Below are 16,548 nucleotides of genomic sequence, written 5' to 3' on the forward strand. Positions count from 1 at the left end.
TTTTGTATGGCAAGGGAGAAGTCGGGGTTGTCCAAAGCGGCCATCCCGGCGTCTATTGCGTCTTGCTCTACTACATAAAAATACAAATCGTATAGTTGGGGGTCTAGGCCACCCAAGATCTCGTCTTCCTTGGTGGTGAGGTCAAAAATGGCAAGGCCGTCGCTGTCGTCATCACACAGACGGTAGGGCTCGGGAACCGTGAGCACGGGGCTATCACGGACTTCCAATTCTAGGGCTACAAGGGCGTAACAACTGGTGTTTGGGCCCACTACGCGTGCCCAAACTTCATCGTTATAGGGGATGATGTTCTCAAAGGGCTCAGGGAGCTCTCCCTCGTCGGTACGGGCGTCAAGCTCGGTGTAGTGATAGGTGACCGTAAGGGTGGGGTCGCCACCGGTAATGTCATCGTCTGCGGTGTGCAAGAAGAAGTCTGTAAAACCATTGCTGTCGTCGTCGCAGGCGATTAAGGGGTCTATGCTATTGGCAGTAGGTAAAGGTTTGACAATAAGCTCCAATTCAACCAGAGCATGGCAGCTATCATTTTGTTTTTCTACTCGCGCCCAAACAGAATCGTTAAATGGTACAACATTGGTGTAAAGATAGGGAGCGGGTATATAACCAGGACCTCCAGCTTCTGCTTCTGCTTCAGTAGGATAGTATTTTAATATAAGACTAGGGTCTCCATTAGTAATCTGAGTTATTCTCAAGCTAAGGTCAAATTCAGCGAAGCCACCACCTTCATCACATACTTCTATGGGATCTGGTTGTGAGGGTGAGGGTACTGGATCTACTACCAAAGTCAAGTTTACAACATCTTTACAATCAAACCCATTGGAAACCCTGGCTACAATATTTTGTGGGTTTGAGGTGTTTTGGTAGGCAGTAGGGTTGGCAATTGGAACATTTGCAGCCTCGTCTGCCGGAGTTTCAAACCATGTAACGAGTAACTGCGGATCTCCTCCCGTAACTTCATTGTCTTTAGAAGTGAGATTAAAGCTGCTAATTTGATCATTAGGCGTACTTCCATTCAAGGTATCATCACAAAGGTGGTAGTCTGCTGGATTAACCCCTTCTGGAGTAGGGTCAACAACAAGCTGCATTTCCACAATATCATAACAGCCTTCAGCGCCGTTATTGGGTGTGGTATTGGCTGCTGTACCCACTCCAAGCACATAAATAGTCTGTGCGTACTGCACTTCGTTTTGATAGTTGGTTATATTGCTTATGGCTTCAGAAAAATCTGGGTTTTCAAGTGCTGTTTCCCCTGCATCAATGGCTTCTTGCAGTACGCTATAAAAATATAAATCATATTCCAGCGGATCTAGACCATTGCGTATCTCGTTTTCCTTAGTAGTAAGATCAAAGATTTCATACCCATCATTGCTTGCATCGCAAATACTATATGGGCTTGGCTCCGTTAGCACTGGGCTATCCCGAACTTCTAACTTCAACAGAACTGTAGCGTAGCAATCAGCAGGTGAACCTTCTATTCGGGCATAAACTTCATCATTATAAGGAACAATATTATCAAAGGGTTCTGATAATTCTCCTTGAGCATTCTGGGCTTCTAAAAGCGTATAGTGGTAGGTAACCGTCAAACTAGGGTTTCCTAAGCTAATATCTGCATCGGCATTGTGAAGAAAAAAAGAGGTGATACCATTGTTATCGCTATCACAAGAAACTAAAGGGGCTGGAGTTTGGTTAACATTAGGGGTAGAGTCTATTGTAATATTTACCGATGTTGTTAGGTAACAGTCACCATCTATTGCAGTTTCAATTCTAATAAAAACCCTTACTCCTGGAACTGGAACGTTATAAATATTCGGCAAGGGAGCGTTTCCATTATCAGCATCACTTTGGGTGCTATGGTAGGTTACTTGATAATCAGTAGCACTTTGACCATCTAGGACGATATCATCAAAAGTACTCGATAGGTTTAGGCTTTCGTTACCGCTACCGTCCAAGTCACACAAAAAAATCGGCGAAGGATTACCCGCACGGATTGGAGAATAGTAAATTTCAAATTGCTCGAGTTCATAACACGATTCATTTGCCTGATTGTGAATACGGACGTAAATGGTTTGTGGTGAAGGTCCAGCTATGGGATAGGCTTCGGGGCTTGGAATGGCATTTACATTATTTTCACTTTCTGCGAAACTGGTAAAATACTTCACCTCAAAAATCGTAGGGTCCTGGCCTCCCAATACGGTATTATCATTTTGGGTAAGGTTAAAAGTGCCTGTTTGCGTTCCATTGTTGCATCTATATAGGTCAACAGGTGTATTTGCAACTGGTGTAGTATTGAAACTAACGTTAAATACTGGTGACTCCGTTATAAAGCAATTTCCCACATTTCCACTAACGGTATAGTCTCCAGCTTGGGTTACATCTATAGTTGGGGTGTTGCCACCATAGGGGTCGCCGTTAAAAAACCAGTTATAGGTATCTAAGTTGTCAAAATTTGCTGATAAGCTTATAGTTTCGCCTTGGCAGTCTTGATTGTCGCCAAGTATTAGTAAACCGTCACTTGTCAGAACCACTGCCTGTTCAAACTCATTATTGTCTTCATTGGTTTCCTCGATTATTCCATTTCCTGTTCCATCATCATCAACTACCGCTTTTAAGGTAAATGTTTGCGGTGTTCCTAAAGGTATATTTAGATTAACACTACCGCTTTCCGATCCATTTCTTGGAATTGTATTTACAGTATATGCTTGCCCTAAATGTATATTATCGGCGTAAAATGCAATTGGGACATTTGCTGGCAAGGGGGCAGTACTATTAAAATTTGAGACCGTATAATCAACGTTAATACTTTCGTCCCCACAATTTACTTCATAATCGTCAATAGTTATTGTAGCATCTGGCAACTCTGAATTTATTTTTGTAATGATGTTGTTCACTAAAATCCAATCGCGATCTGAGGTCAATTTAATATCTATGGTATTGAGACCAGATTCAATTATTCCAACCAGACTATAATAATCCAGATCCATATTATAGTTCTGTGCATTTTCAGGGGGGGGGATATAAGAATTAGTTCCGTTAAATGCATTATCGGCAGGATTTAAAGGCGGATTTGAGATTACTTGGTCACGGATATATAGTCTTTCTTTAACACCGTGTTGATTATCTCCCTCCCAAGCAAGTAAACCTATTTTTGAATCTTGATCTGTAGTTACTTCAATATTGGTCAAGGTTAAATTTATTGGATTATTAAAACTTCGAACGCTTTCTAATCCATCAAAAAGGCTAATCTGGTTTAGAAGCTCTGTATTAGAATCCTCATAAATTACATAAATTGCCCACCCACCAAAATTATATTTACAATATTGACCTATAATGTCCATAACGTCCAGTTCTGAGAAGGTATAGTTGCCATTACCCGTGTTGGTAACTAGGTCGGTAACATCGGAATAAGCAGAAAAATATGTACCCCCGCTAGCTGAGTGATTAAACGTTCTTTCAGCGTTAATTGATTCTCCGTTTAAGCTAATCTCAAAATCTCCCGGTCCTATAGAGGCCCAATATAAATGGGCTGAAATTACAGTTTGTTCAGGTTCCAAGTTTAAAGTAGCACTACTTTCAGATAGCATATCGCAATACCCATGGCCATTTTCTTCGGCGTTTAAGGTGTTCCCAATAGCGGTATAACCATAATGTCCATTAAATTGTTTATATAATTCAATAGACTGACCAAAAGTAAAAAGAGGCAAAATAAAGAGTAAAAGAAATACTAATCTTTTCATAATTAGGAGTTGACGTTTCAAATATATTGAATAGGACGCTTAATTGCTCGTTTTTTTTACGAAAAAGCTAACAATTAGCACTGTTTCTTGTCTAAAGATTAACATCTTGTCCATTTAGGATTTAAATTTCATAAAGTTGTTACCAGAATTTGATTGGTTATAGTTTTAAAAGACAAAAGACAAAAGACAAAAGACAAAAGATATAACCCCAAATAATCTAACACATTTTACAGCTTTTCTTTTGCAGTTTCTAGATTATAATCAAATATATTTAGTTATATAATTAACATTCAAAAAAATAATCTTATTTTTGCTCTTTGTTCCGTAAAAGGAACAAGTACTTAAAAATCTAAATTTTTAAAATTAAATTATCCATGAAGAAGTTTTTGAATATTAAAATTCTTTCTATTGCTGCATTCTTATTTATTGGCATGAGTGTGTCTGCCCAGAAATATGAACGTCCTTATAACCAATGGTCATTAGAGGTGCAAACTGGCTACCACCTGCCCGTTGCTCCTAGTGATGATGTAAAGCTGGGTGATTATTCTGGCGCTTTTCAACAATTTAAAGGAGGGATTCGTTATATGGTTAATGATACGTATGGTATTAAAGCGCATTACTCATTTCTAAGTTTTGAAAATTCCGATCTTCCTGGCGATTATAAATTTAATAGCGTTGCTATTGAGGGGGTTGCAAATTTATGGAAAGTAGGTAATGTAAAGGGAGATTTTAAAAAGACCTTTGGGCTTTTGTTTCACCTAGGTGCTGGCGTTACTTTCGCTAATCCTTCCGGTTCAAAAGGTACCGACCATGTTGGTAATATTTTGGGAGGGTTTATGCCCCAAGTAAAACTTTCCAAAAACTTTACCGTTTTTGCAGATTTGGCTTTTCAGACTAATTTAAAACAGCATTATGCTTATGATGGAGGTTTGATTGATAGAAGTTATGAGCACAAAACTGGAGGCTTATTTAACTTTAGTATAGGGCTTACCTATAGCTTTGGTAAAAAGGACAATCACGCCGATTGGTATTATGAGAAGTAAAATTCCTTTTCAATAAAGAAAAAGAAATTCGAGTCAAGAACAAAAATATTGAGGAATGGTCTGTTTTGAACTTCAAAAGAGGCCATTTTTTATTTCCCTTTTCTTAGTTAATTAATCTTATAGTTACATTTTTTATCAGCACACCTTGTTAAACTATTCATTTAATCCATTATTAATATAGCCTGCTTAAAATATGTTTGATTGGATTCCAGTAGATGATTATACTAATGTCCATTATTATATAATGTATTTTTTGGTATTGTTGACTTTTACTCATTCTCAGAGTACACCTATTGATAGTGATCAGAACTTTCGATATATGAAGGTCATTGGGTGGATATATTTGATATTTTTAGTTTTATTTATGGGGTTAAGACCTATCAGCGGGAAGTTTGTTGATATGATGACATATAACCGACTTTTCCAGCATTACGCAATAGGAGGGTCAATAAGATCTCCAAATGATATTGCTTTCCACATTTTTACGCAGATTAGTTCACAGATTATGAGTGCTAAGATTTATTTTCTAGTCTGTGCCACTTTGTATGTTGTGCCCTTATTCTATGTAGCTAAAAAATGGTTTAAGGACTATTGGTTTTACGCACTATTATTTTTGGTTACCTCTTTTTCATTTTGGGCCTATGGGACTAACGGAATTCGTAATGGAATTGCTGGCTCTTTATTTTTGCTAGGAATGTCCCGTGATAAAAGAGTTTGGCAGATAACAATTATTTTGTTGGCCATTGGCTTTCATAAGTCTATGCTAATTCCGGCTGCTGCTTTTCTCTTGGCTAATTTTTATAATAAACCCAAGGTTCTGATTTATGGATGGTTGTTTTGTATTCCTTTGTCGCTGGTAGCAGGGGGTCTTTTTACACAATTTTTTGGAACACTCGGATTAGAGGATGAGAGATTAGCCTATTTTGCTGGAGAAAATAAATACAACGTCCAGTTTGCTGGTACCGGGTTTAGATGGGATTTTTTGTTATATAGTGCTACGGCTGTATTTGCGGGTTGGTTCTATATATTTAAAAGAAATTATAATGACAAGATTTATTTTTGGCTGTTTAACACTTATATTATTGCAAATGCTTTCTGGATTTTAGTAATACGAGCAAGCTTTTCAAATAGATTCGCGTATCTATCATGGTTTATGATTGCTTTGGTTATTCTATATCCTTTATTAAAACATTTTATTGTGGATAAACAACATAAAAAAATTGGATTACTTCTTCTTGCTTATTCTGGTTTTACTCTTGTTATGATTTTATTGAAGAGGCTATAATTGATATTTATATGGACGAAAATTTGAAAAACCTAAACAGGATTATGAAAAATCTTAGTTACCACAACTTCCTCTTCTATTTTTAAAATAGTGAATTTGCCTGAGGACATAAATTAAATTTAGAATCAAAATAAATCCTTAAGAAATGGATGAAATATATAAACTTGCTCCCAATTTTTTTCAAAACCTAATGGTAACTCTTTACAATTATAAAGCTTATAAAAGACGTTATGGAGGAAGTTATTATGAATTTTTAAAAGTTTTTAAGGCGAATAGAAACTTAAGCAGAGAATCTCTAATTGAACTTCAGAAAGAAAGATACTCAAGATTTATAGAGGGGGCGATGTCTCAATCTATATTTTATCGAGAGCGATTTAAAGACATTAGTGATCCCACGAATCTTAATAATATTAGGAAATTACCCATTTTAGATAAAGAGACCCTTCGGACTAAAACTGATGAAGTCGTAATTCAAACTGATGAAGATTTAAAGACTGCAAAAACAGGAGGAACAACTGGTAAGTCGCTTCAAGTTAAAATCAGGGCTGTTAATATTCAGGAACGTTTCGCTATGCTTGATGATTTCCGTTCGAGATTTGGTTATAAACTCGGAAAAAAAACAGCGTGGTTTTCAGGAAAGGATTTGTTGACTCAGAGAGATATTAAAAAAAATCGATTTTGGAAAAAAGATTACTTAAACAAGGTGCGTTACTACTCTACATTTCACATGAAGAGGGAGTTTATTCCTTATTATATTGAAAATTTAATTCGTTTTAAACCAGAATATGTAGTGGGTTTTCCTTCCTCTATTTTTGAAATTGCTAAATTTGGTAAAAGAAATAATTATGAATTCCCACCGAATACTGTTAAAGCTGTATTTCCAACCGCTGAAACTCTTTCTAATGAAATGCGTATCGCTATTGAATCTTTTTTTCATACCAAAGTCTATGATCAATATGCATCATCAGAAGGGGCGCCATTTATAATTGAATGTTCGGAAGGCGAGTTACATTTGGAACTCCAAAGTGGCGTGTTTGAAGTGTTAGACAACAATAATAACCCTGCCACAACTGGGAGGTTAGTGGTAACATCCTTTACAACTGAAGCCACACCCTTGATTCGTTATGATATAGCAGATACAATCTCGTTAGCGGATCAAGACAAGATCTGTAGTTGCGGCAACAATAATCCGATGGCCTTAGAGCTTCATGGACGACTTGATGATTATGTCTTTTCACCAGAGATGGGCAAAATAAATATTATTAATGTGGCAAATGCAATTAAGGACGTTAAGGGCATCGCATCATATCAAATTGTACAGAATGAATTAAATCAACTTGTTTTTAAAATTGTTGCCGATAAAAACTATTACGATAAAAGCCAAGAAAAATTATTTATCAGGAATTGGCGTGATAGAGTTGGTTATCAGATGAAATTTGATTTACAATATGTGGAAGATATCCCTGTAGAATCGAGTGGTAAATTTAGGGTTGTAAAGAATAGCATCAAGCATTTAGTAGATGCTTAGTAAATGAAGTTTATATTATACTATATTCTTCCGAAAACAGATAAAACGATTAAATAAATGGGATTTCCAAGTTTGAGCGTTTAATTTAATTGGTTTTGGAAATTCTTCTTAGGGACTTGTCAGCCTATAATCTTTACAGTTATATCCATTTATTCCGTTAGGCAACTTTTTCACTCACTTTATGAAGTGCATACTTTTTTTAAAATTCGATAGATTAAGATATAGTATTATACTCCCGTGGGTGGGTCAATACATTTTTTCCTTACTGTAAATAACTATATTTTTGCGCAAACCAATGATACCATTTATAAATGTTAATTAAGTGAGAAGGAAAAAATTAATTTTAGGAGTCACTCTTGGAGGAAGTTCAAGATTATTAGATGGGCAACCGCAATATTTTAAAAACCTTGGATATGATGTTTTTTTAACTTCTCAAGAACATACTAAAGGAGTTGTATTTTGCGAAAAGGAAGGTATAAGTTATTTGCCTGTTACTATTGATAAAGAAATAAATCCACTCTTGGATATTAAAACCTTATTTCAACTTATAAAGCATTTCCGAAAAGTAAAACCCGAAGTTGTAAATTTAGGAACGCCAAAAATGGGGCTTTTGGGTATATTAGCAGCCACTATTGTTGGAATAGAAAAAAGAGTCTATACATGTAGAGGACATCGATATGAAACAGAAGCTGGTTTTAAACGAAAAATACTCATGTGGGTGGAACGTTTAACTGCCAAATGCGCAACAGATGTAATTTATGTGAGTAAATCCTTATATAACAACGCCCTTATTAATAAATTGGCATACCCCGAAAAATCCCATATAATTGGAGAAGGCAGCAGTAACGGAATCGATATAGAATTTTTTAATAGGAATGCCATTGATACTGCAAAGCAAAATGAATTAATTCAAAACCTTAATTTAAAGGAGAAATTTGTTATAGGGTTTGTGGGCAGAATTAGTTTACACAAAGGGGTATATGAATTGATTGAAGCCTTTGAAGATATATATGAAAACCATACTAACTCTAGACTAATTTTAATGGGGCACATTGATTGCGATGGCAAATTTGAGGAGCGATTTCGTTCGCATCCAGGCATTATTCATATTCCATTTCAGGATGATGTGCCTTTATATATGTCGCTTTTCGATATTTTTGTTCTTCCCTCGTGGAGAGAAGGCTTTCCAAATGTGCCAATTCAAGCAGCTGCAATGGGTTTACCTGTGATTGTAAGTGACGCTACAGGATGTGTTGATTCAGTAGAAGATAACGTGAATGGAATCGTGTTTCCTTGTAAAAATCCTTCAGCTTTAAAGGCCGCTTTAGAAAGTTATATTGAAAATCCAAGCTTAATTAAAAAGCATGGAGAAAATGGTTTAAAATGGGCCGGGAGTTTCTCTCAAAAGAGAATTTGGAATGGCATAAATGAAATTTATAAATTATGATTATACTCGGTGATATCGCATCCCCAAATATAGATAGTAGTCTTAAGGTTAAAAATTTTATCGATAGCTTGAACTTGTCAAATGATCAGGCTATTCTCTTTAACTTGGAAGGACTAATTACAGACAGCTATAAGCTTTCTGATAATAAGCCTATCCTGTTTAATCATAGTTCAATCCTAGATTCCTTTGACGACTTTAAGGTTAAAATTGCAGCATTAGCCAATAATCATACCTTAGATTTACCTGAATATTTAGAACCTACTAAAAATCAACTCAACTCAAGGAATTATCTTGCAGTTGGTGCAGGAGATGTTCAAGATGAAGATTTTGAAGTTATATCATTTTATGAATCCGGATTTCAAGTGTTTGTCATCAATGCCTGTTGGAGTTTTTTATTGTATCATCAAAATAACAATAATCCAGAAAAGAAAGTAAACACCATTGACGAAGAAAGAATCTTACAAATCGTAAAGAAGATTAAAGCCGAAACACCGGATGCTAAAATTGTAACTTACTTTCATTGGAGCTTTGATCTCGAAACATTACCATCACCGTCTTATAGATTATTTTCCCAACATTTAATAGATTCAGGTGTTTCATTAGTTGTCGGTGGGCACTCACATTGCGTACAAGGAGGTGAAATGTATAAGAATGGGCTAATTGTTTATGGTTTAGGAAACTTCCATATACCCAGCGGTGTTTATGCTAATGGAAAATTAAAATTTCCTCAAATGTCTCATTTAGGCTGGATGTTACAATGGGATATAAAAGAAAATAGAATCACTAATTATTGGGTGAATAGTGCTGATAATAATTTAGAAATAGTTGCAATTGATTTATTTAATAATTCGAAAATTTTAAAGGAACACTCATTGTACTCTAAATTTGACAATAAGACTTACATACCTTATTTTAAGCGGAACAGAAGAAAAAATTTATTGAACCCTATTTTTATAGATTATAAAAAGTCCATTACCAATTCGTTGAGGATGAATTTTCTGATACTTCGAGCCAAATTTGCAAGAAGACTGGCTGAGATGAATTTAATCAAATGGCAAAATTAAAATAATGAACAGTACAAGCATTTTGTTTAAATTAAAGGATAGGCTAGAGGGGGGGGGGATTAATTTGCACTATAATGATATAAAAAATCATTTCGAATCTATAAATCCTAGTTATGAAACAGCTTTAAATAACTTATTAGCCCACACTATCGAAAATGTTCCTTATTACAAAGATTCAGATATTAATAATTTGGATAACTTTTCTATTGTAAATAAAACTTTAATTAAATCGCATTTTCAAGAATTCAGGGCTACAAATTATGACGAAAAGGGAATAATTAAAATGATAACCTCTGGTTCAACTGGTACCCCTTTTACCGTTTATCAAGATAAAAATAAAAAAGCTCGTAATTATGGAGATACATTATATTTTGGAAACTTGGGGGGATATCATTTAGGTAATAAATTGATATACCTAAAAATTTGGGTTAAAAAAAAGATGCAGGCATCTTGGCGCTATAAGCTACAGAATATTGTACCTGTAGATGTTATAAACCTCAATGATAAAGAAATTAAAAAGTTGATATTTTTTTTTAACAACAACTCTAACCAAACCCTAAATGTTTTAGGCTATGTTTCGGCCTTAGAGCAAATAATTAGATATTGTGAAAAAAATAAAATACTTGGCTTTCAATGTAAGTTTTCTGGAATTATTACTATGTCTGAGGGACTTTCTTCGGAAACCCGCCAAAAACTTCAAGAATTGTTTGAATGTCATGTTGTATCTAGATATAGTAATATAGAAAATGGTATTATTGCTCAACAAGAAATTGACACTGATTATTTTCTTGTAAACACCGCTAGTTACTTAGTTGAGATCTTCCACCCAGAAAAAGATAATCTTTTACCTGATGATAACCTAGGACGGATAGTAATAACAGATCTTTATAATTATGCTATGCCTATGATTAGATATGATACTGGAGATTTTGGGTCGAAAATTGAAAGAAATGGTAAAACTTATTTAAAAACTGTGGAAGGGCGCAAATTAGATTTGCTTTTTGATACCTCTGGAAACATAGTATCTTCATACATTATGTATAAAAATATGTGGCAATATGAGGAAATTGAGCAATACCAATTGATCCAAATTGGAAAAAAATCTTATGAGTTTAAAGTCAATTGTCCTCAAGGATTTAAAAGAGAATCGCAATTGGTACAAGAATTTAAGACCTTTCTGGGAGCAGATGCAGATTTTAGAGTGACCTATGTAGAAGGAATTCCTTTGTTGAGTTCTGGAAAATATAGAAAGACTGTAAATCTTTATAGAAAAAGTTGATATGTATAGGAACGGACTTAAAAGATGTATCGATTTTTTAGCTTCATTTATTGGATTTATTTTGATAAGTCCAATTATACTTATTATTGCTATTGCACTTGCTTTTCAGAATAGAGGAACTCCTTTTTTCTTACAAACACGGCCTGGTAAAAATCAAAAAGCCTTCAAGATCATCAAGTTTAAAACAATGACAGATCAACGAGATGTTAATGGTGACTTATTGCCTGATAATTATCGTGTAACGAGTTTGGGGAGAGTTATTAGAAAACTGTCAATAGATGAATTACCGCAATTGATAAACGTTCTAAAGGGAGATATGAGCTTAGTGGGGCCAAGACCGCTACTTTTCAAATACATTCCGTTATTTTCCCCCGAACAATTACGCCGTCATGAGGTTAGACCCGGTATTACTGGCTGGGCGCAGGTTAATGGAAGGAATTCTATATCTTGGACAAGAAAATTTCAACTCGATGTAGAATATATTGACAAACTGAGTATGATGTTAGATCTTAAAATCTTGTATCTAACCATTTTAAAAGTAATAATAAAAGAAGGTGTAAATCAGGAAAAGGATAGTCCTATGCAGCCTTTTAATGGAAAAAATTAAGAATATGAAAATCACGATTTTAATCAATGGGGTAGGTGGGCCAACGCCTCGAAGTATTGCCCGATCCTTGCACCGTTATAGTAATTTGAAGGTTCGTCTTATTGGAACTGATGTAAATCCATTAGCATATGGCCTCTATGAAAGTGAGCTTTATGATAAAACCTACGTAATTCCTCCAGCTGGTCACGATCAATATTGGACCACCTTAACAGAAATTGTAAACTCTGAAAAAATAGATCTTGCCATAGTGCAACCAGAAATGGAAGTCTTGGAATGGACCAAGTATAAGTCCTTAGGTAATAATTGGCCTTGTAAGGCCTTATTGCCAGATTATGCCATTGTAGAAAATTTGATTGATAAATCCTTAATGACCGAACTTTTAAAGGAAACTGATTTAGTTCCAAATTCCTTAGATATTTTTCCAAAGAATATAGATTTAAAAACAATAGAAGAAAAACTGGGATATCCATTTTGGATACGTTCAACTTCTGGTTCAAGTGGATTGGGTTCTTTAAAGGTAAAGGACGGCAGTAGCTTAAAAAATTGGATAACCATTAATCCCAATGTTTCCAAATTTATAGGAAGTGCATTTTTACCGGGGCGCAACTTGGCCTGTAAGTTACTTTTTAATGATGGTAAACTTCTAAGGGCTGCCTCAGGAGAACGTGTTAATTATATAATGAGTAAAGTAGCTCCTTCCGGCATTACTGGGAATACCTCTTTTGGCAGACTTTTAAACGAGCCTAAACTTGTTGAGTTATCTGAAAAGGCACTTCGAATTGTAGAAAAAAATACAGGTGCCAAACTTCATGGGTTCTTTACGGCAGATTTTAAGGAAGACCAAAATGGGAAACCATACCTTACAGAAATTAATGTAAGAATGGTGGCCTTTAACATGTCTTTTGCGGCGGGAGGAGCTAATTTTAGTGAAGATATTGTTAATTTGCTTCAAAACCCTAAGAGTTTTGATCAAAACTATAAAATGTACAAATTCGAAAAAGATCTTGCTTTTTTAAGAGATGTTGATGCTGAACCAATCCTTATGAAAGAGTCTATGTTTTTAAAAGAAACCTTTTATTGATTTTAAGATGGTAACAATAATTTACTCCTGTGTTTCACAAAAATTGCATAGGCTTTGAATGAAATTTCCCTCTGTGTTTCAATTAATGCTTTTATACTGCCTATAAGGAAATACTTATAATTAAAAGTAATTTTAAAGTATATACAGAGATTTTACTTGGAAGATGCCTTTATACTATTGGTTAATTTCATATAAAAAATTCATATATTTGCGACTCCCCCACGTTGTTTTATTAGAGCTAGCTTATTAAACAAAAACATGTTTGATTATAAACTTTATTTTTTCAGTTATAATTCGTTTTAAGAGCCCAACTTGTGAAAAAAATCAATTATCCAATTGCTAATGGAAGAAAAAATATACCTTTCGTCTCCACATATGGGTGGAAAAGAATTAACCTACATTAATCAAGCGTTTAAATCCAATTGGATAGCGCCATTAGGTCCCAATGTTACCAAATTTGAATCTTCTTTGGAACACTACCTTGGTGGTGAGAACCACGTAGCTACGCTTAGCTCAGGCACTGCCGCTATTCATCTGGCCTTGATTTTACTTGGCGTAGGCAAAGGAGATGAAGTGCTCTGCCAGAGTATGACCTTTTCGGCCTCAGCAAACCCTATTGTTTATCAGGGGGCAACTCCTATATTTATAGATAGTGAGGCAGATACATGGAATATGTGTCCAGAACTTCTGGAAACTGCTATTCTAGACAGACAGGCAAAGGGGAGAAAGCCAAAAGCAATAATCGCTGTGCATTTATACGGTATGCCTTATAAGGTGGAACAAATTAAAAACATTTCAGAAAAATATAATATCCCTATTATTGAAGACAGTGCGGAAGCCCTAGGATCTAGTTATAAGGGTGTGAAATGTGGTAGTTTTGGCGACTTTTCAATCCTCTCTTTTAATGGAAATAAGATTATCACTACTTCTGGCGGAGGTGCATTGGTTTCCCGAAAACAGCAACACAAAAACAAGGCTATTTTTTTGGCAACTCAAGCTAGAGACGATGCTCCGCATTATCAACATTCAGAAATTGGTTATAATTATAGGTTAAGTAATGTTAGTGCTGGTATCGGGTGTGGGCAAATGGAAATCTTGGACTCACATGTGAACTTACGACGAAAAATGAATTTTTTTTACCAGGATCTATTTGTTGATTATGAGTGTATTAGCGTTATGGTAGAGCCTTATAGCTATGTTTATAGTAATCATTGGTTGAGTTGTGTTACCTTTGCTGACAATGAGAGGTATAGTCCTGAGGGATTACGAAATGCCTTATTGAAAGAAAATATTGAGTCCCGACCCCTTTGGAAGCCGATGCACTTACAACCTGTTTTTAAAGACGCCCCAAGTTATAGAAATGGAGTCAGTGAAAATTTATTTAATTCAGGATTGTGTTTGCCTTCGGGAAGTAACCTGAGCGATACGGATCGTCAACGAATTTCGAATGCTGTTATAGGCTACTTAAAGCAACCATGAAATGGGAAGACCTGGAAAACTGACATTGTTTTTAACTAGGGTTTACTGTAACTTTAGAAGTAATATTCTAGGGCAGCGGTATTTGCCTAGATGGATAGTGGCGCTTAACGACTTGGTGATTTGCGCCCTTTCATTCCTTATTACTTGGTTTATCTTGAGTGAAACTCCAGTTTTTTTTGATCAGTATTTATCGGTCTATCAAAAGGCAATTACTCTTATATCTATACATTATTTGTGTTTTTTCCTATTTCGAACCTATTCAGGGATTATTAGATATAGTACTTTTTCTGACGTTTATCGCTTTGCCAAGGCCACAATTACCTTCGTTGTAATAACCTCGGTTTTAAATATGGTATTTTACCATTATACAAACTCAAAATTATTCCTGACCACTACGTTATTACTTTACTCTTTTATATCAATAACGCTGTTGCTAGGGTTTCGTATTGTTATTAAAGAAACATACCGTTTTTTACGTGCTGCAGCTTCCGGAAACTTAAAGAAACGCGTAATAGTTTTAGGAACAGATGATAAAACCATATCATTAGCCCACGCAATTCTGACAGATCCAGCTTCTGGCTACAGACCAGTGGCATTTTTAACTACCAAGGAAAAACGAACGAGTTTTAAACTTATTGACCTCCCAGTTTGTTATACTGATTCAAATTTGGAAACGAATCTTAAAAAATTCACCAAAAGGTATAAGGCTTCGGGGGTTTTGTTAATAGGAGACATGCTTTCGGTAGAAGAACGCTCTTGGATTGCGGAAGCTTGCTTTTCATTAGATGTTGCAGTTTATAACCTCTCACTTCCCGAGCAATGGAATGATTTTTCAGATAAGCCTTTGAAAATTGTACCATTAAAAATTGAAGACTTGTTAGAGCGCAGTGTAATTGAAATTGATACGGATAATATCTCCAATGACCTTAAGGCAAAAAAAATACTAATTACTGGAGGGGCCGGAAGCATCGGTAGTGAACTTGTACGGCAAATTGCAGCATTTGACCCAGAAATGTTGGTGGTGCTAGATAATAGTGAAAGCCCGCTTCATGTTACAGAGGTTTATTTAAAGAAAAACTTCCCCGAGCTCAATTATCGAATTTACTTAGCAGATGTTACCCAAAAAGAACGAATGGAGGGCGTATTCAAAAAATTCAATTTTGATGTAGTCTATCACGCTGCAGCCTATAAACACGTACCTATGATGGAACGTCATCCACGGGAGGCTATAAGAACAAATATTCTTGGTACACGAAACTTAGCCGAGCTCGCTGTAAAATATGGATGTGAGCGGTTTGTTATGGTTTCTACTGATAAAGCCGTAAACCCGAGTAATGTAATGGGCGCCTCTAAACGCGCCGCCGAAATGTTTGTTCAGGCGTTACAACGATCTCCCGGTATTACTACTCGGTTTATTACCACTCGTTTTGGGAATGTGCTAGGTAGTAACGGTTCGGTGATTCCTTTCTTTAGACAACAAATCAAAAATGGCGGCCCCGTTACGGTTACACATAAAGATATTATTCGTTACTTTATGACTATAGAAGAGGCTTGCCAACTGGTGCTTCAAGCTGGAACTATGGGGAAGGGCGGTGAGATTTTTGTTTTTGACATGGGAGAGCCTGTTCGAATATTAAGCCTGGCGGAACGAATGATAAAGTTGAGTGGCTTTAAACCGTATATTGATATTCCAATAGAAATTGTTGGCCTAAGGCAGGGAGAAAAACTATACGAAGAGCTTTTGATTGACGGCGAAAGTACACTTCCTACTTACCATCCAAAAATAATGGTATGTAGTACAGTGCAACACGATTATACGGTAATATCTGCTGCTATTGATGAACTTGAGGCTTTGGCCAATAGCATCTGTAAAAAGAGAGACATTATTATAAGGTTAAAAATGCTGGTTCCAGAATTTCTAAGCCAAAATTCAGAATATAGTAAATTAGATCGATAGCTTAAAACCACTTTATAGCGCCTTGTAAA

Annotated in this window: 11 protein-coding genes; 10 read left to right on the top strand and 1 reads right to left on the bottom strand. The window is 35.6% G+C overall.

Features of this window, described 5'->3' with window-relative positions:
- Positions 1-3,749 (bottom strand): FIDD domain-containing protein (locus QPK98_RS11550; RefSeq protein ID WP_310993539.1); only part of this gene is annotated, 3,749 nt, incomplete at its 3' end.
- Positions 3,750-4,123: 374 nt separating this feature from the next.
- On the opposite strand from QPK98_RS11550, the gene QPK98_RS11555 reads away from it, so the two are divergent.
- The 10 genes from QPK98_RS11555 to QPK98_RS11600 all read left to right on the top strand — a co-directional run bounded on the left by QPK98_RS11555 (position 4,124) and on the right by QPK98_RS11600 (position 16,519).
- Entirely contained in the window at positions 4,124-4,792 is a 669-nt protein-coding gene (locus tag QPK98_RS11555; RefSeq protein WP_310993540.1) for a hypothetical protein, read from the top strand.
- A 319-nt stretch (positions 4,793-5,111) separates the two neighbouring features.
- The gene (locus tag QPK98_RS11560) at positions 5,112-6,077 is read left to right on the top strand and encodes an EpsG family protein (RefSeq protein WP_310993541.1); all 966 of its coding nucleotides are present in this window, start codon (positions 5,112-5,114) and stop codon (positions 6,075-6,077) included.
- Between the two features lie 145 nt (positions 6,078-6,222).
- Entirely contained in the window at positions 6,223-7,605 is a 1,383-nt protein-coding gene (locus QPK98_RS11565; protein ID WP_310993542.1) for a phenylacetate--CoA ligase family protein, read from the top strand.
- 322 nt (positions 7,606-7,927) lie between these two features.
- Positions 7,928-9,052 (top strand): glycosyltransferase family 4 protein, encoded by a 1,125-nt coding sequence (locus QPK98_RS11570; protein WP_310993543.1) that lies wholly within the window; start codon positions 7,928-7,930, stop codon positions 9,050-9,052.
- Entirely contained in the window at positions 9,049-10,116 is a 1,068-nt protein-coding gene (locus QPK98_RS11575) for a CapA family protein (protein WP_310993544.1), read from the top strand. Before QPK98_RS11570 ends, QPK98_RS11575 begins: the two co-directional genes overlap by 4 nt.
- Positions 10,117-10,120: 4 nt before the next feature.
- Positions 10,121-11,395, top strand: coding sequence for a phenylacetate--CoA ligase family protein (locus tag QPK98_RS11580; protein ID WP_310993545.1), 1,275 nt, complete (start codon positions 10,121-10,123; stop codon positions 11,393-11,395).
- Between the two features lies 1 nt (position 11,396).
- Entirely contained in the window at positions 11,397-12,002 is a 606-nt protein-coding gene (locus QPK98_RS11585) for a sugar transferase (RefSeq protein WP_310993546.1), read from the top strand.
- 4 nt (positions 12,003-12,006) lie between these two features.
- The gene (locus QPK98_RS11590) at positions 12,007-13,083 is read left to right on the top strand and encodes an ATP-grasp domain-containing protein (protein ID WP_310993547.1); all 1,077 of its coding nucleotides are present in this window, start codon (positions 12,007-12,009) and stop codon (positions 13,081-13,083) included.
- 342 nt (positions 13,084-13,425) lie between these two features.
- The gene (locus QPK98_RS11595) at positions 13,426-14,562 is read left to right on the top strand and encodes a DegT/DnrJ/EryC1/StrS family aminotransferase (RefSeq protein WP_310993548.1); all 1,137 of its coding nucleotides are present in this window, start codon (positions 13,426-13,428) and stop codon (positions 14,560-14,562) included.
- 1 nt (position 14,563) lies between these two features.
- Positions 14,564-16,519, top strand: coding sequence for a polysaccharide biosynthesis protein (locus QPK98_RS11600; protein WP_310993549.1), 1,956 nt, complete (start codon positions 14,564-14,566; stop codon positions 16,517-16,519).
- Positions 16,520-16,548: the final 29 nt, after the last annotated feature.

This window comes from Aequorivita marina, assembly GCF_031631895.2.
Lineage (GTDB): Bacteria > Bacteroidota > Bacteroidia > Flavobacteriales > Flavobacteriaceae > Aequorivita > Aequorivita marina.